Below are 23,662 nucleotides of genomic sequence, written 5' to 3'. Positions count from 1 at the left end.
AGCAGTTATACCGTAATAATTAGTATTTTAATAGAATAAATTCATAAATAACGTATGCTATTTAACAGCGATCCGATCCCAGTAACGATCCTCAGTGGAAGCCTCGGTGCCGGCAAGACGACGCTCAACCACATTCTCAGTAGCGAGCAGAAACTGAACGCTGCTGTCTTAGTCAACGATATGGGTGAGGTAAATGTCGACGCTGACCTCGTTGAACGCGAGTCGGATCTCACCCAGAACGACGACGAAATCATCGAAATATCGAACGGCTGTATCTGCTGCCGTCTCCGTGGAGATATGCTTGATGAGGTGGGTCGATTAGCCGACGAGCGGGACTTTGAGTATCTTCTCGTGGAGTCGTCCGGAATCAGTGAACCGATTCCAGTTGCACAGACGTTTGTTCGTGGGTTCGAAGACGCAGAGTTCGATCCCACGGGAGTCTACGAGCTCGACACGATGGTCAGCGTCGTTGACGCGCACAGCTTCTGGAAAGGGTTTGATTCCGGCCAAGCTCTCACTGACGACTCCATTGATCCACAGGGTAACCGGGTCCCCGAGGAGGCGCTGATAGATCAGATCAAGTTCTGCGATGTCCTCCTGTTGAACAAGTGCGATCTCGTCCCCGACGATGAGATCGACGAGATGGAGGCGGTACTACGAGCGCTCCAACCGCGAGCGAACATTATTCGGACCGAACACGGCGCCGTCGATCCCGAGGAGATCCTGAGCACGGGCCGGTTCGATTTCGATCGCGCGAGTCAGTCCGCCGGGTGGAAGCGTGAACTCCAGCACGGACATCACCACGAGTCAGCCGCCGATGAACACGGCGTCACGTCCTTTAGTTTCGACGCTGACCGACCGTTCCATCCCGAGCGGATTGCTCGTCTCTTTGCCGACCTTCCCGATGGTATTGTTCGCGCAAAGGATTTTTTCTGGTCCGCCGGTCGCGAAGACATCGCGATGGGGCTCGACAAAGCAGGGCAGTCGGTTCGGGCCGGTCCGAAAGGGACGTGGATCGCCACGCTCCCGAAGGCCCAACAGGAGCGCTACTTCGCTACCCGCCCTGAGATGAAAGAGGATTGGGACGACCAGTGGGGCGACCGCGGGATCCAGCTCGTGTTCATCGGCCGCGGATTCGATCAGGATCGACTGGTAGAGCGACTGGAAGAGTGTGTCCTCTCGGACGCAGAGATGGTCGAGGACTGGGACGAGCACCCGGACCCGTTCACTGCCGACGAGCAGCGTGAACTCGCACTGGCCGGCGACTGATGACCATCGACGAGCAACCACCGGTCACGATCCTCAGTGGGGGACTCGGCGCCGGAAAGACGACCCTGCTCAATCACCTCCTCACGGTTGGCGGCAAGGAGTACGATATCGCCGTCCTCGTCAACGATGTCGGCGAAGTAAACGTCGATGCCAACCTCATCGAGAACGGCTCCGAACTCTCGATGGAAGACGGCGGTGTCACGGAGCTGTCGAACGGCTGTATCTGCTGTGGGCTGCAGAACGAACTCGATCGGGAGTTGAAACGCCTCGCTTTCGAAGCGGAATTCGACTATCTGGTCATCGAAGCCTCGGGTATCAGTGATCCCGTCCCCATCGCCCAGCGGTTCGTCTCGCCCGCACGTGCGTCGGCACTGTACGATCTCGATACGACCGTCACGGTGGTCGACGCCGCACAGTTCCATCAGGCGTTCGTCGATGGCCGCCCACTCAAGTCGACAGACGACGACGCCCGACCGCTGTCGGACCTCCTCGCCGAGCAAGTCGAGTTCTGCGACGTACTCATCCTCAATAAGTGCGATCTCGTTTCCGAGACAGAGCGCGAAGCGGTCGAACGCGTCGTCCGAACACTCCATCCCGGGGTCGACGTCGTCCGAACGACCGAAAGCACCGTCGACACCAAGAGGGAGGTCTTGAGATTCCGCCGAACGGCGTGACGCTCACGTTCTCGTTTCAGGTACCCAAAGAGCTGAATCTGCTCCAATCGATTGAACTGACATTCCTTCTGGTGACCCGAACGGCATCCGTATCACCCCGATCGATTCGTAGCTGAACATGTCCTTGGGCGCGTTCGTGGCTCCGTCTTCTACCGAAAAATCAGTATTGTGACCGAGACAGATCTTTTCTGTGGCGTAGTGATCGCTCAGTGGTTCTTGTGGATGTGGTCGCGCAGCGCGTCAGTCTCGTCGAACCTTTCGTCGCACTCGGAACACGTGTTGTGGTGAAGCGGGACGTGCTGGGTCACGCCGGCAGCGTTTTGGAACTGTGCATCGCAGCTGGAGCAAGTGTACGACATTACATTAATAATTGAGGAGTATATGGTATAAATCGGTTATTAAAAAATGGTCATCAGAATTGCCATGGAGTATTAATCTGCTCGCCCAGATAACTAACAATACACCAGCGAGTTCAACGGGTTCCGCCAGTGAGAGCCATGTAGACGTCGACCTGTGGCGTTGATAAACAGAATATACGTCAGTCTTAGCTTCATAGATGATTAAGAATCCTGATGGGTTTAATGTGATTCTACACTGATGATATCGAAAAAGAATCACTGAGCGAGGACTCGGAGGGATGGATTCTCGACAGGCTGCTTCCGTGATCATAAAAATCTATGAGCACCCCTGAGAGCGAGCGTTGTTCGATGAGGACATCTCATTGGCAGACCTCCGGGAGAGCGCTGGTCATGATTGGACTCGATTATCTTGATGAGGTCGAAGCACAATTAGAGGAATATGGGCATTGAATCAGTTTCGAAACGTAGACCTGATGAGTGTTTCAATGACCTTACTAACTCCTCTGACGAAGTAAATGGATTGACTGTTTGATGAGACCGGAAAGATTTATTCATGAACGCATACGCAAGACAAAGCAGTCGAATAGCTCTGAAGAAACTGTTGTTATTACCAAGCACGGGCAGACGACCATCCTGAGGGTTCCGCGAGAAGCGCGAGCAAGACCGTGAAGGGCGTAATGCGCAGTTCTCGTCGGAAAAGTAATGCCGGGTTCTGACCATCGTCTCCGACGGGGAGCCGAGCGACGATTGGGTACCCCACACCCCTCGTTATCGATGTGTAACTGCATGAAATGATGGGGAAAGTGTCAAGAGAGGATGTCGTGAGACCGGTAGTAAGTCTCTACAGACATGATGACGAGCAACTAGAGTTGAGCACCCTCGTTGGAAAGTTTCGGAGCTTAGATTGGGGAATGATGAGCCATACAACTCCCGACAATGACCGCCAGACTGACAGGCATGTGCCAATCCAGCAGAATTGTGTTCTATGACAACATCTGAAGAATAGGGTGCGAACAAATCAAACCTGCCGCCGGAATACGTCTTTGTGACTCCCGTCTCTTCACACGGATCTGATATACAACCGACTCGCACGACGACCAGTGATCGATGTTTTATTAATTAACCATCATACGAATTTTGCTGGTATCTTTATTTGATTCCCCAGCTCAGGGAGAGCTCCTGATGATCGCGCAAAATATAAACTGTGTAATAGGTATTTAAAGTGAATTCAATGTAAAAGTGTAACTCAAACAGTCCACTCAGATACCCCGACCAGTGCAAGCATAATCATCTAGTAGATGCTAACAAGAACAGCTTCTATGAGTGAGTCCGGTACCCTTAGCGAGTCTGAAGTCCGTCGTGTCGTGAGGGAGGAGGTATTCGGGGCAATATGTTCGATTCTCTCAGTTATGTTTTAGACGATAGCGCCTGCATTTACGATTCTTGTTGGACTTCGAGCGGTTCAAATCGCATTCTACATGAGCGACCTCACCGCGTTAGCCCTTGCTGCAATTAGTGTTTTTGTGAGGGGTACAAGCATCTATCTCCTATATGATCTGCATTGTACCGAGACACAGAACTGGACCTAGATCCCGCAATAGTTAATAACGAGATCAACTCATGAATAGTTTAACATCTTCGCGTTCGTGTTTCATACCCATGATTGTAATCCAAGGGCAGAATGATTGCATTTGATCTATATTCTTATCAATATTAGTCTGACAGGAATCTACTACGGTTGGCTGTAAATTAGATAGAATTTGCTGAACATCAATATGGCTTAACTGAAATAGCCGTTGCGCCGCGCTGATTAATTCAGTCATGAATGAGTAGACATGTGTCAAACATGCATCTATTTTTTTAATCCGAGCATCGTTGGAAATTATCCCTAGTACCGTAACATAATGACAATGTGGTAGCTTTTCATATATCTCATTTGGTAGATTATAATCACTCGTCTCTATAGACAAGTCTAATAGATTATTGCCTGATTTAATTGAACTCTCTCGGAACTCTTTGACTACTTGCGTCGAGTGATATTTATTATCGATCTGTATTATTTTATCTATATCTGATTCATCACTAGCGTCATAGACAGAAGATATCGCAATAATATCACTGGGAGCTACTAGATGTCGAAGATAATCCTTGAGAAGTTCTCTTAGGTCATCCGAGTCATCAATGATACCTTCCTGTACAAATGATTCGAGACCATATGAACTAGCGTACGTTCCGACTGGTAGGAAGGAATCAGCCAATCGTAATGATGTCAGAAACTCACTTGTTTGGGTCTTTATATTATCTGCCATAGTTTAGCTTACTTCATAATTTTGTAATTATTTTATTACTCAGTACGTTCTCTTCTTTCGTCTGTCTACATTAAATAAGATATTCCGCGTTTTATCCCATGCACGATCAATACCCTGTTGAACACTCTGTGCGGTATGACCAAGTATTTGCAGTACAACCCCGGTATTGTATGGCAACACCGAGGATGCTGCAGTAATCTCACCCATTTCGTTCACATGATCATAAATTCGATCATTAACCTCGTGTGAGTTAAAGTCATCAGATATGATAAATATCGTTCCAAATACGTGAAAATCTTTCATTAATCCGTCCCTTTGAAGATCAGTGTTCTCCGGAGTCAATACATAGTTATCTGTTAATATCTCATTATCATCATAAGTAACATTAAGCTGTGAGTGATATTTATCAAACTCAAAGAATTCATTACGGGCTAATCGTCCAGGGACCAGTATATCTGACAGCAGCAGAGTCGATCCCTGCTCAAGTTCTATATCTGTGTGCTTGTGTAAACGAGAGTTTTCATATAAAATTAGTGGGTCTGGCATATATTCTAAATATCCATTGTTATCCACAGATATCTCGGTAAGTGAACTTGCATAATTTGCTTCCATGCCGTAAACCTTTGTTGAGCTTTGTGTAGCAACATTTGCTTGCGCCTCAGGCTGGACTTTGATATCTACTTCATGGTGATCTCCCTGTGTCATACCACCACTAGGATTTTGAATATATAGTGTCGAAAGGTGCTGCAGCTGTTCATCGTGATGAAGGTCACCCATTAAATGGAACGGTGGACGTGCGTACTGATATGACACGTTTGTCATACCATCATCCCTGGCAGTAAATACTGCTTCAACTGTGCCATCTTTTCCCGGTGAACCAGAGGGTAACTGATCAACTTCTTGTTGGTTATATTCTTGAAACGATTGCGGTACGTTGTTTCGCATAATAAAATCTATATATAAGTTAATCTGGTGAGTTTCGGATGGGATTATGCACTGTTACCAGTTTTGTTCCATCAGGAAAAACTGGCTCAGTCTGAACTGAATCAATCATTTCTGGAATCCCATCTCTGACATCCTCTGGATCAAGTAATTTGGTCGCCTCAGAGCTGATCTTTGAGACATCCATCTCTCCCTCGCGAGCACGCTCATGCACCCAGTCTGAAATGAGTGCTACACACTCGGGGTAATTGAGATCCACCCCATTTTCTTTTCGTCTTCTTGCCAACTCTGCTGCGTTATATAATTCAAGTCTTTCTCTATCCTTTGGATTAAGATTCATACTTTCTTTCCATTTTTTATTTATTGTCTTATTCAATAGCGCAGCACAACTCTACAACATGTATTGCTGTGCCATCGGGACCTCCTCTTGAGGTTCACATGTAATTAGTTCACCGTCAATTCTTACTTCATGCGTTTCAGGATCAACATCAATATTATTTGGTCGAGTCGTGTTGTGTAACATATGTTCCTTCGTCAAATTACGAGTGTTCTTAACGGGCAACACAGTGGTTGAAAGCCCATATTTCGACCCGATATTATTTTCAATCGCTGCTTGACTGGCAAATTGAACGCTTAGTTCGTGTTTTGCCTGCCCATATGCGCCATAGACCTCTCTTTGTTTTCGGGGTTGAGCTGTGATCAGCGAGGCATTTCCCTCGCCCTGATTACTAGCCACGGGAAATCCGCTTTTGAACACAGTATGGGGTTTTATTCCAAAGAATTCAGGCTCCCAGATACACAAATCAGCCAGTTTTCCTGGCTCAATCGATCCAACATATGGTTCTATCCCAGCAGTAATTGCAGGGTTGATGGTATACTTCGCTATATACCGTTTTATTCTATAATTATCTGCCCCGGTTTCTTTATCTTCAGGCAATAACCCTCTCTGACTCTTCATGCTGTCTGCTACCTGCCAAGTGCGACATATCAACTCACCCTGTCGTCCCATTCCTTGAGAGTCAGTCCCAAACATGCTTATTACCCCCGTATCGTGCAAGACATCTTCAGCAGCAATAGTCTCATTACGGATGCGCGACTCCGCAAATGCGACATCTTCAGGCACTTCAGGATTAAGATGATGCACAACCATAATCATCTCAAGATGCTCATCATATGTGTTGACAGTGAATGGATTCGTTGGATTTGTCGATGATGGGACGATATTTGCCTCACCGACCATCTCCATGATATCTGGAGCATGACCGCCCCCTGCACCTTCTATATGATATAAATGCATTGTTCGACCATCGATTGCATCAGCAGTGCTCTGTAAGAACCCCGATTCGTTCAGCGTGTCTGTATGCAGTATACACTGAACGTCATAATCATCGCAAACATCTAGACATGTGTCTATGACCGCAGGCATTGCTCCCCAGTCTTCATGTATTTTTAATCCAGCAGCCCCTGCTTCTATTTGATCAATAATTCCCTCAGGGTTGCTAACTGATCCTTTTCCCCAAAAGCCAAAGTTAATTGGCCACTCCTGTGCAGCTTTCATCATCATTTTTATATTCCAACCACCGGAAGTTGAGATGGGAAGCGTAGCTGCACCAGTTCCGCCTCCTAACATGGTCGTAATTCCGGACTTCAGTGCTGTTTCAGGGAGATTAGCGCCCCAGAAATGCACATGAATATCTAAGGCTCCTGGTGTTACGATGTATCCAGACGCATCGAACGGTTCAGTACTTGAACCAATAATAAGATCATTATCCACACCAGTCATAGCGTTGGGATTACCTGCATTACCAACACCGACTATTCTACCTTCATTTATTCCTATATCTGCCTTAATAATACCGAGTATAGGATCAATTATTGTTGCATTAGTAATGACCCAATCAAGTGAACCCTCATCTGAAGTCACCTCTGGTGCCTGTGCAAGTCCATCTCTAATTGTTTTACCACCACCAAATACCGATTCTTCGCCATATGAGGTATAGTCCTTCTCAACTTCTGCTATTAATTCTGTATCTGCAAGGCGGATCTTGTCGCCATCCGTTGGTCCATAGAGACTGCTATACTCTTTATGTGTTAATTTTTTAGTCACTGTCGGTATCCTGGTATCCCTGATTTTCCGCCCGCCTGATTGCTGCTTTCTTTACAGATTCACTATTAAGACTTCCGTTTGTAAGATTATTTAAGCCGGTAATACGCCGCTTTCCTCCTATCTCTACCAATTCAACTTCTTTCTCCTCACCTGGTTCGAATCTCACAGCTGTCCCTGCTGGGATATTCAATCGCATCCCAAATGCTTCTTCTCTATCAAATTTTAGATATTCATTTACCTCAAAAAAGTGAAAATGTGAGCCAATCTGAATCGGTCGGTCGCCAGTATTCTGAACTGATATTTTTTCAGTATTATGACCTTGATTGATCAGTATCTCTCCATCGTCTGGTATTATTTCACCGGGGGTTTGTGACTTATCCATATCCGAGTACAAGAGTAAAATTATACTGCTTCTACTTATACTTTTGACCCAATTCAGACTATTTTCTTTCAGTATTCTGCAGATACTTTTATATTTCTAACATAATTTTGGCGTTTGTTACAAATATATGAAAAATTATATTTTTCTGATATATTATTCCGATTAGCTGGAGTAATAAATACGACTCGATAAAGTGCGGCCGACTCGTCGCCTGTTCTTGCAACTGTCAGATCCTATTCAATGCTCGATGAGCCGATAAGTACTAATACGCCGTCTAAGCGTTTCACTTTTTCCAAGATTGAGCGACTCGACAGAGTGGTCCCCGCCATTCGCGCTCACATACCGTCGTCGACGGACGTCAAAAGAACGTAGACTACTATCCTACGTCCCTAACCGGGGCAGTCCTGAGGGATTGACCCAGCAGACCTCGCCTGCGCTCTCATCCGGAATAAACTCTTCAAGTGAAATAACTAATAATAATTTGTACGATAAGTGATTTATTGGTTGTAAGTAACAGAAGAGGTTTTCACGCAGGCGTTGACTCTTCGCTTGACTCACCACCAACGAGGTCGACATCGGGATGAACCCGCTCGCAGGGCAGTATGACGTCTTGGACTGACCCTCGTCGAAAACAAATAGCAGACCGTAGTCCGCAAGTAGGGAGACATCGCCGTGGACGGTCCGGTAGTCGCGGTTGAGTTCATCTGCCAGTACCGAAATGCTCTCGGCAGCGCCGTCGGTGTTCAACAGGGTCTGGGAGAGTTCGATGCGGCGGTCGGTCAGAATCTTCCGCAGTTCCCCGACCATCGCGAACGACACGACCGCCGGCGATGAATCTCCCTCAGTAGCTGCGTCGGCGGTCTCGAGTGTGTTTTCACGGGCCTCGTCAGATCGTTCGACGGTCACGCGAAGGGCGATCGCGGTGCTTGTCGGGTCAGCCGTCGTGATCAGTGTCGGTCATATGAATTAGAATACTCGGTGTTGGTTGGTTCAGCGATTTCTTGGAAGAGGGCAATGTGCGACATGAGGTTCTGAAACGGGATCTTGGTGTCCTCACCAAACCGAACATGACGGTGGTGCTCTTGGGGACAAACCCCAAGATACTCTACGTTAATCTCCCCTATCTTGACGATTACATTTTCTGGCTCAGTTGATTCGATGCAAAGCACGTCTCACCGTTGGAATCACCAACAATTGTCTAGTTCGACTCTGCACTCGGTACATTCGTTTCAGAGAGGTCAATATCAGTCAGGTCAGTATGAATCGAGTCGAGATTAACCACGCTAGGAGATCGGGAAGGTCAGCACTGGATGGCTAAATATCGGGGGGAGTAATCTGTGACAATAACCGCTGTACTGGAATCATCCAAACAGGAAGCTCACACACCTCAGAACGAATGTGCGTTTGGTCTGTTACCCTCATGGATTTGGGCGAAGCGTTCGCCACAAAATTCGCGGGTGTAGTAGCGAGGTTGCTTGCCGCTCGAGGCGGAACACACGTAAAAACGCCTCTGTTAGTATCCCATCATCATGAGCTCTTTTGACCAACTGGGATGCGTATATATTGAGCAGATCGGTTGCGAATGGTTTCGAACCTGTTGTCTCATCAAATATGAAGTCATTCCCCACCGCTGTTCGCCATGCCTCGTGTATAATCGGCTTTATGAGATCAAAAACCCGCGGTCCCACTCCAGTGATGCCATCTGACAGCGCATGATGAAGTGCGAGACTATCAAGCGCAGCGACTGACATTCCCTGTCCATAAATTGGATTAAAACTTGCAACTGCATCGCCAATGACCACAAATCTATCCGGGAACCGACGAAGGGTATGATACTTATGCCGAACGCTTGCAGGGAACGGATAGCGACGGATATCCGTCAGCCACTGTTGTTCCCGTAGTTCACGCACAGGATCCTGAATTGGGAGCTGAGCAGCCCAGCTAATGAATCGCTTCTTATCGACAGGAGCTCTCTCACCATGCACTCCCTGTAAGAGGATCTGCCATTGATTCTGCTCGATTGGAAGCATAGCTGCCCCGCGAGGTCGCCCAGGTTCTGGGGCGATGAGAACACCATGATGGTCATCTGCTGGTCGAGAAATACAGACAGTGCTGTATGTCACATCGATATTCACGCGGTCGACGTCCGGCTTTACATACCCGTTATTCGCAAGCCACGATGGAGTCTTGCTTGCTCGCCCGCTCGCATCAATAGTGATTTTCGATTCAAGCGTTGTTTCTTCGCCCTGTTCATCTCTGAATTTGATACCAGTAATCTGGTTAGCCGACCGATTCTGAGTGTAGGTGAGAAAATGACAGCCATCTCGAAAGGAGATATTCGATTTAGTACGCAGTTTTTTTCGGATGACGTGTTCGAATAGTGGTCGACTTGCATACAGAGCTGACAGCGGGGTTTCCGCTTCCTCGACGGTATCGCCCTTATCATACCAGACAATATCTCTCGTCATGTTGAGCGCGAGTCCCCCAGCGTCTCGAACGCTCTGGGTGAATCCCGGAAAAAGATCCTCAAGCGTCGCTCGACCAGCTTCGAGTAGTGCATGTGGTTGGCTGGTCTGTGGTGCCCCACCACGGATTGCTGCTTCGTCGGATAACGTATCCCGCTCAATGATTATAACGTCATCAAAGACATCAGCAAGCACCCGGGCTGCACAAAGACCAGCCATGCTCCCACCGATAACAACAGCAGTACCGGTGATGCGTTCAACACGCGATTCATCATATCGTTCCATACTATTCAGTGGCATTATTAAAATAAAACTCGAATATATATGAAATATCAATTTTAAAATATTTTCCTATTATTATAAAACACACGAGATACCGTATCCTCCAGCGTCGACTCCGGATGTCATAGAACTCCTATCATATCATTAGTGGAATTCATAGGTGCCTCTGGCTTGAATCGCCTGCCTTCGCTCTGTTTTTGATTGCCACCGCAGGCTAGGAAACAGACTATCGAGAGTTCAGCCTTCTGTCTCTGAGTAAATGGCTACCAGAGGTCACCAATAGTGAAAGAGCTGCGTTCGAGCATCGACTCGAATTCTTCGTCGCTCACAGGTCGGTCCTATCTTTCACTCTGTGGCATTTTTCGAACCGCTTGATATATCCTCCGACGCTCTCGTGCACATCCTCTTTGGCGGCATCGAAGCCCTCGCTGACTGGGATCAGCGGCGAGACATCTGTAGTATACTCACGCTATGTCGTGCCAATGGTCAGCAGTGCGATAAAATATAAATAGAATTGCATTAAGAATCCCGACGATCGCAAATAATCTTCCAAGCTGCGTCAAGACCCGCTCGAAGGAATTCGTAAATTCAGTCAGACCATGGCTGAAAAACGCGGCAATCAGTCCCCAAATAAGGAGTATCGTGGCGATACGCGCACCATCTGCGACGTAATCGGCGACAGACTGTGATTCTGGAATGGGGGGCACGGTCAACACATACGGTGGTCACCACAATCTTACTTAGTGGCACCGATACACACATCTAGTCATCAGTTCCAGTTCACCCTCTCGCAGCAGTTCGTTGAACTCCCTGCTTCGGAACGCACTCTGAATGTGAATGCAAACTGCCTCCTGTTGATTCAGTAGACCAATGAGGGGTACTCGACGTTCTCTAGGGGTTCGTGGGCATGGTCAGGCGAATTCTTGCTCATGTGTGGTCTCGCCTCGTCAAGAAATTTCTGGATGTGTGACGGAAGGTGCTTGAATTCATACCTGTGACCTCGCTACAGTAGTGGCGGTGGTGTCGTACAATGCTGTGGGCGTCGTTCGCGTTGTCGTACCGAAGGATCTCTTTATCGCCGAGACCGATGCACTGAGATCTGTACTTCAGCCCCTCAGGGAACTCATCGCTCGTGGGGACATCCTATGCGAGTGTTTCTCATCTGTCGGATTTAGGGAATTCATCATCGTCCTCGAAGATTTTCGTTGCCGGCATTGGAGCACCTGTATTGTCGACATATGATAACTCCGTTAACGCATGATCGCCGCTAAATTATTTGGGTGTCTCAAAGGGTTGATTATTCAGGATTCGCGAACAGTTTCAGCAGCCTTGACCATATTCTTTAGTGATGGTTCTACCTCAACCCACCGACGTGTTTTGAGACCACAGTCCGGGTTGACCCACATCTGGTCCTCATCAAGTACGTCAAGACCATGATAGATGAGATTCTCCATCTCTTCGACGGATGGGATCTGCGGTGAATGGATATCATAAACACCTGGCCCGATGTCGTTCGGATAATCGAGTTCATCGAAAGAGCCGAGCAACTCCATCTTTGAGCGGGACGCCTCGATAGATATGACGTCTGCATCCATATCGACGATTGCATCGATAATGTCGGTGAATTCCGCATAACACATATGCGTATGAATTTGGGTTTCGTCCGCAACCCCACAGGAGGCAAGCCGGAAGCACTCGACTGCCCAGTCAAGATACTCAGCCCATTGGCTTTCACGCAGTGGAAGCCCCTCGCGGAAGGCGGGTTCATCGATTTGAATCGCCTGAATCCCAGCATTCTCAAGATCACGGACTTCATCGCGAATTGCAAGTGAAATCTGACGGCATGTCTCTGCACGGGTCTGGTCGTCGCGAACGAATGACCACTGTAGAATTGTAACTGGACCAGTGAGCATCCCTTTAACCAATTCGTCTGTCTGTTCGTCGGCATAAGACAGCCAACGTACAGTCATCGGCTCCGGACGGCTTACGTCACCTGCAATTATTGGTGGACGTACGCAGCGAGTGCCATAACTTTGGACCCATGCGTTCTCGGTGAAAATGAACCCATCAAGTTGACGCCCGAAGTACTCCACCATATCACCTCGCTCGCTTTCGCCATGGACGAGCACATCAAGTCCAATCTCTTCCTGTCGCTCGATTGTTTCGGTAATTTGCGTTTCGATGAATGCCTCGTACTTCGACTGAGGAATCTCCTCGTTCTTATATGCTGCCCGCATTTCTCGCATCTCATCAGTCTGTGGGAACGAGCCGATGGTTGTTGTCGGTAGTTCCGGCAGGTCAAACGCTTCACGCTGAATCTCTCGTCGTGCGTCGCGGTCGGAATCCCGTCGCGTCATCGCACCACCGATACCGTCTACACGTTCCTGAACATCTGAGTCATTGATCCAGTCGGATTCGGCTCGGTCCTTGATTGCCCGGCGGCTTCGCTCGAAGAGGGCTTTCGGTCCCGTCTTATCACCGTTCGCCCGGTCAGCGAGTGCCACAATTTCCTCAATCTTCCCTGTCGCGAACGAAAGCCACAATTTCGTGTCGTCGTCGAGACCTGGCTCAGCGTCAAGGTCGGTCGGGACATGAAGCAGCGAGCATGATGGTCCAAGGATCACTCGATCGGAACCAAGAGCGTCAATAGCCGTTTCCACCGTCTCCAGCAGCGTATCAAGATCTGCTCGCCATATATTACGACCATCTACAAGACCAAGCGAGAGACTCAATTCGTCGGGGACGCCGTACTCAAGCGCGTCATCAAGTTGCCCCTCACCCCGAACAAGGTCAAGATGGAGCGAATCAACTGGGAGGTCTAACGCAGTCGGGAGATTATCACCAAGTGACTCGAAGTACGTTGCAAGGTGAATATCAAGATCGGTGGCGTCAGCAAGGATGTCATATGCCTCAGTGTAGACCGCCCGTTCTTCATCGTCAAGGTCGAACACAAGAGCCGGCTCATCGATCTGGACTGCCTGCGCCCCCGCGTCAGCAAGTCGCTGTAGTGCTTCAGTGTATACCGGAAGTAACTCTTCAATCAGATCAAGCGAATCAAGATCCTCCGTTTGAGTCTTACCAAGTAATAAGAATGACACTGGTCCAACAAGGACAGGGCGCGTATCAATGCCCATTGCCTTCGCCTCTTCATACTCATCAATAACCTTCGTCGAAGAAAGAGAGAATTCCGTGTCGTGGGACAGTTCCGGAACGAGATAATGATAATTCGTGTTGAACCACTTGGTCATCTCCATCGCCTGCACGCCGGAGGTATCTCCCTCTAAGTCCTTTTCTTGGATCCCACGAGCCATCGAAAAGTATGTATCGATATCGATCGTGTCGCCATCCCAAGGGAACCGATCAGGAACCGCACCCACCATCGCGCAGGTGTCGAGTACCTGATCATAATATGAAAAGTCATTGCTGGGAACGAAATCAAGACCAAGTTCGTCCTGTTTCCGCCAGTGTCTCTCACGCAGCTCCGCCCCTTCCGCAAGGAGTTCCTCTTTTGAGCGATCTCCATTCCAATACTCCTCGACCGCCCGCTTAAGCTCGCGGTGCGCGCCGATCCGTGGAAATCCCAAATTCGCTGTCGTCGTCATATATGTCTATTAGTGATTATGTCGGAAGAATTCGTGCATCGCATCAATATCTGACGGTTATGACCAATTTCATGAGCTGAGAGTGTTTATGACGTAAATGACCACAGGTCGGGTGACCCGTGGAACTCTCGCTGAAATATTTAGAACTTCTCAGCGAGATCCTTCCATGTTCTTTTTTAATTCACACATCGACGATGGGGGTCTGCTCAATGTCAAATATTCGACCGGCGGTTCATATAGTTCAGTATATTTTCCTCCTATGGAATGTCGGGGTCCTGTCCCTGACAACATATAGACAAATCAAGAGTGTGATTCAATTTGACATTATCATCCGACCGAGTCGCCAAATGATACCAACCGGACTATAGCGAAATCTCAGTCACATTACCCGCTTTGCCTGCTGATAAACCATCTCGCCCGTCGTGGCATCTAGTCGCGGATCCAACACTCATGACCGTCAGTATCTCGTCAGGTGATTCTCGGACATATCCGTTCGCAAGGGGGACGCCAACTTGGATCATGCCATCTCATTGGTCTCAAGACCAGTTGTACACAACCTCTGAGGATGAGTTTTGATGCGTGCCTTCTCTTCGATTCATATGGTCTGAGTCGAAGTCGAGACTGATCTCTCTTGTCGACTCTACGTTGATTTCGCTTCTGGAATATCACACACGTCGAGTTCTCTATCCGGCAGAACGTGCGTGTTGAGGTGGATTTCAGTCTTGTCCGTTCGACCGCTCAACCCTCCTTGCGACCTTAATTTCGTCTGTTTTCTCGACTTCGGCGAACAGTTCTCGGTATGTATCGGGCTCAAAGAGGTTGTTCCGACCGAACAACTCGCGAGCGGCGTCGGTCAACTGAAAAGATCGGTACGGCTGACCTCGATCAGTCCCACTTCCTCTAGTCGGATGAGATGGTCGGTGAGCGTTGACGCTGCGATGCTCGGAGTAAGTACGACCTGGGCGTTGATCGTCGGAAAATCTCGTATTTCATTATCTTCATGTACACCGACGAGTTTCGTCGCGTAGTGATCTACGCCGTAGACGTACGCTGGCATCGCAATCCCGGTTCCGATTGGTTGCTGATCATCAAGACCCGCGCCGACTGTGAAATGTGGTCGCTGCGGTCGTTCGAGTTCGACCTTGTCAGCAGCCTGTCTAAGCAATGCATTATCCACGACATCGACGAGTGCCGCGAGATCGAGGTTTCGATTGACTTCCGCTACGACAAGCACCAGTACTATGAGTTGGGTGTTGGGTCCCAGTGTCTTATCACACTCATCGGCTGGATGAATAGCACCCTCCTCGGAATCGTCATTACCGCCGCTGGCGATCACGACATGGAATTATCATCAAAACTTCCGCTTTATGATACATCGGATATCGTACATCACACCCATATCAGCAGTCAGAGTACGAGATAGAGATCCGGCTCAGACGTACAATAGCGGTATCATCACTGCTACTCCGGCAATAACTCCCCCTGCAAGTGCACGGTAACCGCCGTGTTCAAGATCAGCACCGGTTTCGAGAGCTTCAGGAATAAATTCGGTGACGACTAAATAGATCATTGCACCCGCAGCAAAGCCAAACCCAAACGGGAGGAATGACTCAGCCCAAGTAACGAACGCAAAGGCGATAACAGCACCAATCGGCTGTGGAAGACTCGAAAATACCGCTGCACCGACCATCCGCCATTTTGAGAGGCCCATTGCTCGCATCGGAATAGCGATTGCAGTCCCCTCAGGAATGTTGTGAATTGATATTGCCACCGTCATGAAGACAGCCAATAATGGTATGGCAATACCGAATATACCTATTCCGCCGTCAAACCCGATCTCAGCGAATGAGACACCGACAGCCACACCTTCAGGGAAACTATGAACGGTCAATATACCGAGAATTAACAGTAGCGTTTTTACATCCCCGTCAGCAAACGCCTTGGCTTCCAAGGGGTTATCATCGTATTCTTGTGATTCGATCTCCGGGATTGCCTCTGGTCCACCATCAGTACCAATATCTGGAGTGGGGTCGGCTTGTTTATTACCCTCGTCACGAGGATAGCCGTCATCTCCGTGACCATTCTCATCAGGATCAGTCGCGTTGATATCAATTCGGCTGAGCACCCGACCTGAACCCTCAACTAATGCGACCCCAATCAAAAGACCAGTCAGCATCAATACCGGAAATCCATCACTGGCGTACTGCATCCCCTCATTAATGAGACCGAACAACGACGCTGCGACCATGATTCCGGAAGCAACGCCCCAGAGTCCAACATTCCATCGGTCGCTGAAGTCCTCTACGAAAAAGAACGGAATCGCCCCTAATCCCGTCGCCAACGCAGTTGCGAGACCGGCAATAAATACAAGCGCGAGATGGGCTAACACTACCATGTTAAACCATATTTTCCCTAAGATAAAGAATATTTTGTATATGCAATCAATTTTTTGGATAGCCTAAAATCTGAAATGGAGAGATCGATCACTATGTCAAGACTGACTCGACCATCGACAAGAGATATATGGAAGAAACGCGAGGGCTGAGCAAGGTAAATACCTCTCTAAAATACATTTGGATGAGGACGTCACCTGCAAGATCGCCAAGGTGTAAAGTACCTCGGGCAAGCCCCGACTCTGAGGCACCCGCCTTGTTTATCTGTGGATGTCGATACTTGTCGGTAATACCCCCGTCTTCGTTAGTCTCAGAATTGTTGCTGACGATGATTCTGATCCACTCGCGCTCTGTTACGGTGATAAAGAGGCGAAAGTCCACGGCTTCAGCCATCGGAGGAGGTCAAGCCCACTACAAGGGTACCGTCACCGAGGAACTCCAGAAGACCGCCTTGTATGATAACTCCCCGCCCCTGTGCTACCCCAAGATTGAGGAGACGGTTAACAATGCGACGCACCGAACTGTTTGAGACATCTACTGATTCGACGATTCTCTTCACCGAGCAACCGGGATTGGTGCGGACGCAGTCGACGGCAGCCTTCTGCTTATTTGAGAAGATCCACGGTGTGTCTATCTTGATGTCAACCAGTCCGTCGAGAATTGCACTTGTTCGGACGAAGACGACCGCCCTCGTGTTTCTTGACCACGGGACACCAGACAATGGCTTGAGCAACCGAGTTCCCTCAAACACAAACACTAGCGAGTGTGTCGACGGCTACGTCAGCGTCCGGATTGCGTCGGAGAAATTCTTATGAACAACCGTTATAACGGGTCTCTCCCCTTGCCACGTTCCCTGTGATCTCGTTTTTGGGTCCCAAGTCGCTTGATGATGGCTTTCTCAATTAGATCCGGCGTGTACGGCTGACTTTCCTCTGCACCATATTCATAGCACAGACTGTCCGTCTCAGAACGTGAAAACATCGTGTCTCTTGTCATAGCCTCCGGTAATAACGAGATAACAGTCAGAGCGATCTGTCACTATGTACACATCATTGTCCACATTGTCTAAGCAGACATTGATTGTGTATCCGTGAGGCTCGTCTGTTATCCCGAGACCGTACAAATAGAACCGTGCCTTTGATTAGAGCGGTTCGTTGAATCTGATCTTAGGCGGGTAATCAGCGGGATCAATATGAGACTCCACCGCGTTGGTGAGAATACTGGGGACAATTTTATTAACATTCGCTGTACCAAGGCGTTCAGATATCTCTTCAGGCAGATGCTCCAGTAAATCACATAAGTTCTACGGTAAATCTGGTCTATTCATCGTGACAATGTATGATTCACAAACACTATTGGACAGATGCTTCCCTGTACAGTCGCGCTCTTTCAGCAAGATTATCTACGGCAGATCCGTGTTCCTCTACGATTCCCCGCCTTCAGGGCGGGGCGGGGGAGGAAGTCAAGCAAACAAGAGTGAACCCGATATAGCAAAAATTGCTATGAGTCGAATACTCAGTGAATCTGAGTAGTCATCTGCTGAATTCCGTAATACAAAACTGGACCCAATACAGCACTGACGATAACTGTTCCAATGATAGGGAGAATCCCTGTCGGATCGGGGCTGAGTGCAATCGAGATGCTGAATCCCATAACCATGGCGATAAAAAGAGATATGCCTGCAAGCGCAGTCTGTATCATATCAGAGCGTACAGTTGTCTCTCTGATAAAATGGCATTTTCCATCTTCCCGCTGAGAAACTAATACACATCAAATACCATCATGCTCATCCTAGATGCCCAACAATCTCAGGATCATTACTCAAACAAATACAGTCTCACACCCATTCTTCTTCGCGACATGGACTCATACCTGTGTAGTGATCTCGGAGCGTGTCAACTTCATCATCGCAACACGGACACATGCCAGCAAGTTTCTGTCGGAGTACCGATAACCCGACTTCTAGCTCACGAGACTCAGCACTTCGTGCGTTGTCAGCCAAATATACTGTCGTCCCTTCGATACCTTGGATATGCCCTGGTCCATCAACCGTCGCCATCGCATCAAACGGGAGTAAGAGTGGTTCTGCATCGCCAATATCAATCATCACCTTGTCAGCAGTCGTTACATCAAGATACTGTTTCATTGAATCTGCCTCACCAGTACGGACTGTGATATGTAGCTTTGTTACCTCTGAGGCGGACGGCAAGTGTGCAACGTACACCTCAGCGACGTGATTAAGTCGGTCAAAGATGTTTTCAAATAACGATTCAATACCAATTCCTTCAGCTTTTTCAGTCATTTTGGTAACAAAGTTGTAGGAGGGTTCCAATATAAAACTATCCCCTTATGTATGATGAAGGTCATGTAGCGAAAGAGCGTAGTCGTGACAGGGTCTGAAAGCTGAGAGGATGAATCCTGAATATATGCTGCTCAGATTGTTTCTAGCTCATTACTCCAGCGTCGATAATTATATATGTTGACCTACGACAATAGGTATGAATCGCCAGTCAGGATTTGCTCTCTTGATGTTCGTCATGAGCCTCCGGAATGTGGCAGGCGGTTCTGACCGGATCGGGGCTGTTTTTGATAGCGTCAGGCATCGCAACTGTTATGATGATCTGCCTGAGTGGTACAATCCTCTCTGGAGTGTATGAGCCTGAGGCAATCCCTGATGAGGAACTGAGTCCTCTTCCCAGTCATACATCGCTACGCTATTCTCCTAATTGGCGTGATAGTATCACTACTGGTAGCATTCTCTCTGCATGATAACATATTATTGATTACATTCAGAGTGTTACAGAACGCTCCTCACGATGCTCTACTTTTTTTATAGAACGTCATCGTTGAGATTATACTCACGTCTTATCGTCTGAGCCTATTTCAGACCAGTACAGGAAGACGCCACCAGCAAGAAAAATGACTCCAGGTGTCATCCTAAATGACCTATCAGGAAGCATTCCTGAGAAGCTCAAAATCGGGTCTGCAAGAACGATCAGTTGATCCACCTCGGATAAATACTCCCTGATACTCACGAGATTCAATCGAGTTATCGTTTATAAAACAATTTGGAAATATATTCCTCAAATACAACCGTGTTTCTGTCAGGAAACTCTGATACAGGATCACTCATGTATACAGATGTTACACAAATCAATATAAGACACGCATTAACTATGAGTTATATATCTTATATAAAGTGACATATTACTTATTACTATACAATTTCTACTATAATTTGATGATGGCTAATATAATTGTGGTATCCATGGTTGAAAATATTGGACTTAGCATTATTCAGCAGATACACACAATTCTACTACCTCTTTTGAAACCACTAACAGAATTATTAATGGGAATATTTGATACAACAGCTCAAACGTACCCTGTAGACATACTTCGTGTGCTCGTGAGTATTCCTGTTCTTACTTATGCAATGGTCAGTGATTTCAATACAAGACGAGTAAGTAATGAAGCATGGATTCCGCTGTTCGTGTTTGGTTTTCTGTTCATCATCCTTGATCTTGTTACTGGAAAGACCCAGATATTACTCCCTTGGATAATCAGCAACATAGCTGCTGGAACCACCCTCGGATACATTCTGTACAAGACACGTTTGTTTGGTGGAGCAGATTTCAAAGCAATTGCTGGGTTCTCAGTCTTATTCCCGACATATCCACTATTAATTACATTTCCATTATCACTACCACCAATTGCACCACCACCCTATAACGTAATTAATCTATTTTCGCTTACGATCATGTCAAACACGGTTTTAATAGCTGCGCTATACCCACTATATCTATTTGTGCACAATATGATGCAAAACAACTCAAAGAGTATTCTGATACAACTAACAGCTCGAAAAGACACACTTGCGTGTGTTGTCGAAAAACACGGGAAGATTCTGCCATTGTGGACACTTGACTCTGATAACGACTCTACACTGCGCAATATTGTTAATTACTTCAAGTTCATACAAAGTGGAATTGATATCAAGCTTATTTCTGAATACATTGAATGGTATAATCAGCAGTATAAAACTAATATTAATAGTTTCGATGAAGTTGAAACGGTTACTCTCAGTGAGTTTCTTGAAAGTGACTATAACAAAGACTCTAATGGAGACACTCGTTGGGTACTGTCTGATAATGGAGATACCGCTGAGCAAGCACTAGAAAGACTTACGAATAAGAGCTCTGTGTGGTACACACCAGGTATTCCATTCCTTATTCCGTTAGGACTTGGACTAGTAACTGCACTAACATTCGGAGACTTATTCTTCGCAATAGTGTGGTAAATATACTGTTGATATCAGAGTACGATATGATGACGTGTTATCGTAATATCATGGAACCTGACTTACCCTCCGTGTGTGATATGGACTACTGATATCGTTGATACCCCCACGTCTTCTGTGTCTTCTGTGTCCACAGAATCAGTAGTGTATAAAAGACACACCCACCACCACGTCCGCTGAAACGGGATAAGATACGAATATGAAAAAATGAGACCCCCCGTGTGCGATATGAATTCAATTTCAATCATCAAAATCTAACGGAGGTCAAGCTCAGTCGTAATAAACTCAGTATATGTTTTTCATGTGGGGTCAAAGCGTGATGGTCGATATCTGGAAAAATGCTCCTGCAAGTACAATGATTGATCTGAGTACAATAATTCTAGGAATATGTGAGAAAAAAGACAGATATACACCACGGATATCAATTGCGACGAAAAATAAATTTCTATAGTATAATATTCAAGCCGTTTGTGTCCTTCAAGATTAGTCATCGAATCCGCTCAATATACTCGATAACGTCTTGTGCGTATGTCGGTGAACTTCGAGGAACAAGTTGATCATTGATCGCAACTGCTGGTGTACCTTTGACTCCAAGTTGTTGCCCATACTGGAAATCTGCGTCAACAATAGAACTCCACGCTCCGCTCAACGCCATGTTTACGATTGATGGACCATCTCCGCCAAGTTCAGATATTGTGTTTCTCCACCAGTTTGATGATAATTGACTTTGATTCTCGAGCATCTGAGTTGAGAATTCCCAGAACTTGTCGTTTCCAAGTGAATCTTGTACACCCCGAGCAACGTTTGCTGATTGTGTAGACACAGTTCCGAGAAATGGAAAGTCACGATGTCGATATGCGATTACTCCAGTATCAATATATTCGTCTTTTAGAATCGGGTAGCTGTTTCTGTTAAAACCCGCACAGTGACTACACTGGTAGTCCGCATAAACATCAACGACAATTGAGGACTCAGACTCTCCGAGAAGTGGAGGTTCAAGATCATCAGATGCTGATGATTGACTATTTTCAGTGCATCCTGCAAGCAATGTGGATCCGCCAATTCCCGTTGTAATGATAAACTCTCTTCGTGATAACATAATTACTTAATCATATCAAATCTATTTATAATTTATGACACTTTTACATTAATTTGAGTGACGAGTAAGACACAAGGAACCTAGCAATCCCTGTTGCCCACATATTTGCGGCTTTTACAATCGCTTGTCCTTTCCCAGAGTTTGCTATTTGAGTCTTGTATTTTCTGCCGTGTTGAATAACGATCTAATCGGCTTATATCACCGAGTAGAAGGACGAATCCGAGGAAATCGATCTCCTCGACTTCGTTGAGCAATGTCGGCGCCTAGTCAAACAAGCGTTGGGGAAGCACGTCGTTTTGCACTGCCTTCGGCTTGAAGACGGTCACGGCTACCGTAAAACGCCGAATCGGTTGAAGTATATCGTCGAGATTCGTGACGCACTCGGCTTAGATCGGGACGACCTCCCGGACTACAAGTCGTTCGACCGGCTGAAAATGTGGGTATGGGGGGCGCTGCTGCGGTCTGGCGCACCGCCAAGTTCCTCATGCACCCGCTGCGAAATCACAAACAGAATCTCGTTCCGCTGGGCGAACCGTTCCAGCGCCAGCGCTGTATACTTGTTCTGCTGTTGGCGGCCACAGGCAATGACAACGCCTGAATCAGCAATCCATACCGCGTTCTCAGGTATCGACTCGGTCGTCCCTTGCATGCATGAGAGAATTCCTACGCTTCCTCGTCGACCGGCTTGTCACGCGCATTCCGAATTTGGTCGAAATATGGATCGTACTCCCGCATGTCGAAAATCACCTCACGGAGTGCCTGGAGTACCGCAATCCCGAACGCAGGTTGAAGATTGAGGTCGCGTGCTGCGAGACGGTCGGTCATCCTGCCCTCGACATACCGGATCGCGTACGTGAGTGCCGCAGCGAGCTCGCCTACGCCATGTTTCTCGATCAGCAGGTCGAGATCCTGATCCTGGGGCGACCGATCGATTGCCTCGACGAGTGTGGGCGTGATCGTGTATGTATCGCCATCGAGGTTCGCAGTAAGGCTAATCGGGATGACCATGTAGGTGTGCGTTTTCTGCGTTTCATCCCGCGTGAGTACCCCGAGATCAACGAGTGTCCCCGTATCCGCATACGCGGTCGTGCGGGGCGTGTCGATGTCGGCGACGATTTCATCAATCGTCACTTCGCCTTCACGGAGAATATACGTGTAGAGGCGAGCGAGCCGTGGCTCTTCGAGTAGTTGTGCCACTGACAGAAGACCATTAATGGCGCGTTCGGGGTCCCCCGTCGCTTTCGACATACAGTATAATACAATACACAATTCGTGTCCTGAGTAATACCGCTTGGGTTGCGACCGACGTCGGAGGTGGTCAAGTGTCACCTCGAGACCTCGCGTGCCGGTGTCCCAGTGGGCATCACTGAGACGCCGCTTCTCTTCGGTGGTGCCGGTCAAAACTACAGTCAGCGTCTTGTCGCTCATCTTAGCGGCAAATGTCATGGGATGGAATCTTAGCATCAGCTAAACCACGCA

24 protein-coding genes and 3 pseudogenes are annotated in these 23,662 nt (G+C 47.7%); 6 read left to right on the top strand and 21 right to left on the bottom strand.

All coding sequences use genetic code 11. From position 1 onward, the window contains the following. The first annotated feature begins 54 nt into the window (after positions 1-54). Together J07HQW2_RS02010 and J07HQW2_RS02005 are read left to right on the top strand one after the other, a co-directional pair. The gene (locus J07HQW2_RS02010; RefSeq protein ID WP_021053563.1) at positions 55-1,269 is read left to right on the top strand and encodes a GTP-binding protein; all 1,215 of its coding nucleotides are present in this window, start codon (positions 55-57) and stop codon (positions 1,267-1,269) included. Beyond that, a pseudogene (locus J07HQW2_RS02005) lies at positions 1,269-1,913 on the top strand (CobW family GTP-binding protein); the annotation flags it as partial. The gene J07HQW2_RS02010 and the pseudogene J07HQW2_RS02005, both read left to right, overlap by 1 nt. A 236-nt stretch (positions 1,914-2,149) precedes the next feature. On the opposite strand, the gene J07HQW2_RS19795 reads toward J07HQW2_RS02005, so the two are convergent. Next, the gene (locus tag J07HQW2_RS19795) at positions 2,150-2,302 is read right to left on the bottom strand and encodes a C2H2-type zinc finger protein (protein ID WP_394324603.1); all 153 of its coding nucleotides are present in this window, start codon (positions 2,300-2,302) and stop codon (positions 2,150-2,152) included. Positions 2,303-2,620: 318 nt separating this feature from the next. Here J07HQW2_RS19795 and J07HQW2_RS17140 point away from each other — a divergent pair, with 318 nt between their 5' ends. Continuing rightward, positions 2,621-2,752 (top strand): hypothetical protein, encoded by a 132-nt coding sequence (locus J07HQW2_RS17140; protein ID WP_303703894.1) that lies wholly within the window; start codon positions 2,621-2,623, stop codon positions 2,750-2,752. 1,163 nt (positions 2,753-3,915) lie between these two features. On the opposite strand, the gene J07HQW2_RS01995 is transcribed toward J07HQW2_RS17140, so the two are convergent. The 14 genes and pseudogenes from J07HQW2_RS01995 to J07HQW2_RS19780 all read right to left on the bottom strand — a co-directional run bounded on the left by J07HQW2_RS01995 (position 3,916) and on the right by J07HQW2_RS19780 (position 17,343). Then, complete coding sequence (locus J07HQW2_RS01995) at positions 3,916-4,611, bottom strand: urease accessory protein UreF (RefSeq protein ID WP_021053558.1); 696 nt, start codon at positions 4,609-4,611, stop codon at positions 3,916-3,918. 39 nt (positions 4,612-4,650) lie between these two features. After that, positions 4,651-5,556: an urease accessory protein UreD gene (locus J07HQW2_RS01990; protein ID WP_021053557.1), complete on the bottom strand. Its 906-nt coding sequence runs from the start codon at positions 5,554-5,556 to the stop codon at positions 4,651-4,653. 19 nt (positions 5,557-5,575) lie between these two features. Then, positions 5,576-5,893: an urease subunit gamma gene (locus J07HQW2_RS01985; protein ID WP_021053556.1), complete on the bottom strand. Its 318-nt coding sequence runs from the start codon at positions 5,891-5,893 to the stop codon at positions 5,576-5,578. A 51-nt stretch (positions 5,894-5,944) separates the two neighbouring features. After that, a complete protein-coding gene (gene ureC / locus J07HQW2_RS01980; RefSeq protein WP_021053555.1) occupies positions 5,945-7,660 on the bottom strand; it encodes an urease subunit alpha in 1,716 nt (571 codons plus the stop codon). Continuing rightward, positions 7,653-8,042 (bottom strand): urease subunit beta, encoded by a 390-nt coding sequence (locus J07HQW2_RS01975; protein WP_021053554.1) that lies wholly within the window; start codon positions 8,040-8,042, stop codon positions 7,653-7,655. The genes ureC and J07HQW2_RS01975 overlap by 8 nt, the downstream gene beginning before the upstream one ends. A gap of 381 nt (positions 8,043-8,423) precedes the next feature. Continuing rightward, complete coding sequence (locus J07HQW2_RS01970) at positions 8,424-8,948, bottom strand: HVO_A0114 family putative DNA-binding protein (RefSeq protein ID WP_021053553.1); 525 nt, start codon at positions 8,946-8,948, stop codon at positions 8,424-8,426. A 512-nt stretch (positions 8,949-9,460) separates the two neighbouring features. Further along, the gene (locus J07HQW2_RS01965; protein ID WP_021053551.1) at positions 9,461-10,807 is read right to left on the bottom strand and encodes an FAD-dependent oxidoreductase; all 1,347 of its coding nucleotides are present in this window, start codon (positions 10,805-10,807) and stop codon (positions 9,461-9,463) included. A 446-nt stretch (positions 10,808-11,253) separates the two neighbouring features. Next, positions 11,254-11,505 (bottom strand): hypothetical protein, encoded by a 252-nt coding sequence (locus J07HQW2_RS01960; protein ID WP_021053550.1) that lies wholly within the window; start codon positions 11,503-11,505, stop codon positions 11,254-11,256. Positions 11,506-11,716: 211 nt separating this feature from the next. Next, positions 11,717-11,857 (bottom strand): hypothetical protein, encoded by a 141-nt coding sequence (locus J07HQW2_RS19790; protein WP_394324623.1) that lies wholly within the window; start codon positions 11,855-11,857, stop codon positions 11,717-11,719. Positions 11,858-12,090: 233 nt separating this feature from the next. Then, on the bottom strand, positions 12,091-14,391 hold the full coding sequence (gene metE / locus J07HQW2_RS01955; protein WP_021053549.1) for a 5-methyltetrahydropteroyltriglutamate--homocysteine S-methyltransferase: 2,301 nt from the start codon (positions 14,389-14,391) through the stop codon (positions 12,091-12,093). A 946-nt stretch (positions 14,392-15,337) separates the two neighbouring features. After that, a pseudogene (locus tag J07HQW2_RS19785) lies at positions 15,338-15,634 on the bottom strand (ornithine cyclodeaminase family protein); the annotation flags it as partial. A 189-nt stretch (positions 15,635-15,823) separates the two neighbouring features. Continuing rightward, positions 15,824-16,786: a ZIP family metal transporter gene (locus J07HQW2_RS01945; RefSeq protein WP_021053546.1), complete on the bottom strand. Its 963-nt coding sequence runs from the start codon at positions 16,784-16,786 to the stop codon at positions 15,824-15,826. Between the two features lie 91 nt (positions 16,787-16,877). After that, a complete protein-coding gene (locus tag J07HQW2_RS01940) occupies positions 16,878-17,177 on the bottom strand; it encodes a hypothetical protein (protein ID WP_021053545.1) in 300 nt (99 codons plus the stop codon). Then, the gene (locus tag J07HQW2_RS19780; RefSeq protein WP_394324622.1) at positions 17,170-17,343 is read right to left on the bottom strand and encodes a hypothetical protein; all 174 of its coding nucleotides are present in this window, start codon (positions 17,341-17,343) and stop codon (positions 17,170-17,172) included. Before J07HQW2_RS19780 ends, J07HQW2_RS01940 begins: the two co-directional genes overlap by 8 nt. Between J07HQW2_RS19780 and J07HQW2_RS01935 the strand changes: the two genes are divergently transcribed. Beyond that, positions 17,291-17,599, top strand: a complete 309-nt coding sequence (locus J07HQW2_RS01935; RefSeq protein WP_048075085.1) for a hypothetical protein — start codon at positions 17,291-17,293, stop codon at positions 17,597-17,599. The two genes, J07HQW2_RS19780 and J07HQW2_RS01935, sit on opposite strands and share 53 nt — an antisense overlap. Positions 17,600-17,606: 7 nt before the next feature. On the opposite strand, the gene J07HQW2_RS17135 is transcribed toward J07HQW2_RS01935, so the two are convergent. From J07HQW2_RS17135 to J07HQW2_RS17130, 3 genes are all read right to left on the bottom strand, one after another. Beyond that, positions 17,607-17,780 (bottom strand): hypothetical protein, encoded by a 174-nt coding sequence (locus J07HQW2_RS17135; protein ID WP_021053544.1) that lies wholly within the window; start codon positions 17,778-17,780, stop codon positions 17,607-17,609. An 841-nt stretch (positions 17,781-18,621) separates the two neighbouring features. Further along, the gene (locus J07HQW2_RS01925; protein ID WP_048075084.1) at positions 18,622-19,086 is read right to left on the bottom strand and encodes a hypothetical protein; all 465 of its coding nucleotides are present in this window, start codon (positions 19,084-19,086) and stop codon (positions 18,622-18,624) included. 556 nt (positions 19,087-19,642) lie between these two features. Beyond that, complete coding sequence (locus tag J07HQW2_RS17130) at positions 19,643-19,792, bottom strand: hypothetical protein (protein WP_303703893.1); 150 nt, start codon at positions 19,790-19,792, stop codon at positions 19,643-19,645. A 233-nt stretch (positions 19,793-20,025) separates the two neighbouring features. Between J07HQW2_RS17130 and J07HQW2_RS01920 the strand changes: the two genes are divergently transcribed. After that, positions 20,026-21,084 (top strand): A24 family peptidase, encoded by a 1,059-nt coding sequence (locus tag J07HQW2_RS01920; RefSeq protein WP_021053539.1) that lies wholly within the window; start codon positions 20,026-20,028, stop codon positions 21,082-21,084. A 487-nt stretch (positions 21,085-21,571) separates the two neighbouring features. Here J07HQW2_RS01920 and J07HQW2_RS01910 read toward each other — a convergent pair whose 3' ends face one another. Beyond that, positions 21,572-22,183, bottom strand: a complete 612-nt coding sequence (locus J07HQW2_RS01910; RefSeq protein WP_021053536.1) for a DsbA family protein — start codon at positions 22,181-22,183, stop codon at positions 21,572-21,574. Between the two features lie 227 nt (positions 22,184-22,410). Here J07HQW2_RS01910 and J07HQW2_RS17125 point away from each other — a divergent pair. Further along, positions 22,411-22,653: pseudogene (locus tag J07HQW2_RS17125) on the top strand (IS5/IS1182 family transposase); the annotation flags it as partial. Here J07HQW2_RS17125 and J07HQW2_RS01905 read toward each other — a convergent pair. Continuing rightward, complete coding sequence (locus J07HQW2_RS01905; protein WP_021053535.1) at positions 22,593-22,832, bottom strand: PIN domain-containing protein; 240 nt, start codon at positions 22,830-22,832, stop codon at positions 22,593-22,595. The pseudogene J07HQW2_RS17125 and the gene J07HQW2_RS01905 sit on opposite strands and share 61 nt — an antisense overlap. A gap of 14 nt (positions 22,833-22,846) precedes the next feature. Next, entirely contained in the window at positions 22,847-23,431 is a 585-nt protein-coding gene (locus J07HQW2_RS01900) for a DUF7437 domain-containing protein (RefSeq protein WP_048075417.1), read from the bottom strand. Between the last annotated feature and the right edge of the window lie 231 nt (positions 23,432-23,662).

The sequence above is a fragment of the Haloquadratum walsbyi J07HQW2 genome (assembly GCF_000415985.1).
Classification (GTDB): Archaea; Halobacteriota; Halobacteria; order Halobacteriales; family Haloferacaceae; genus Haloquadratum; species Haloquadratum walsbyi_B.
The sequence above is the reverse complement of the archived record's forward strand: the minus strand, read 5'-3'. Positions and strand labels throughout refer to the sequence as shown.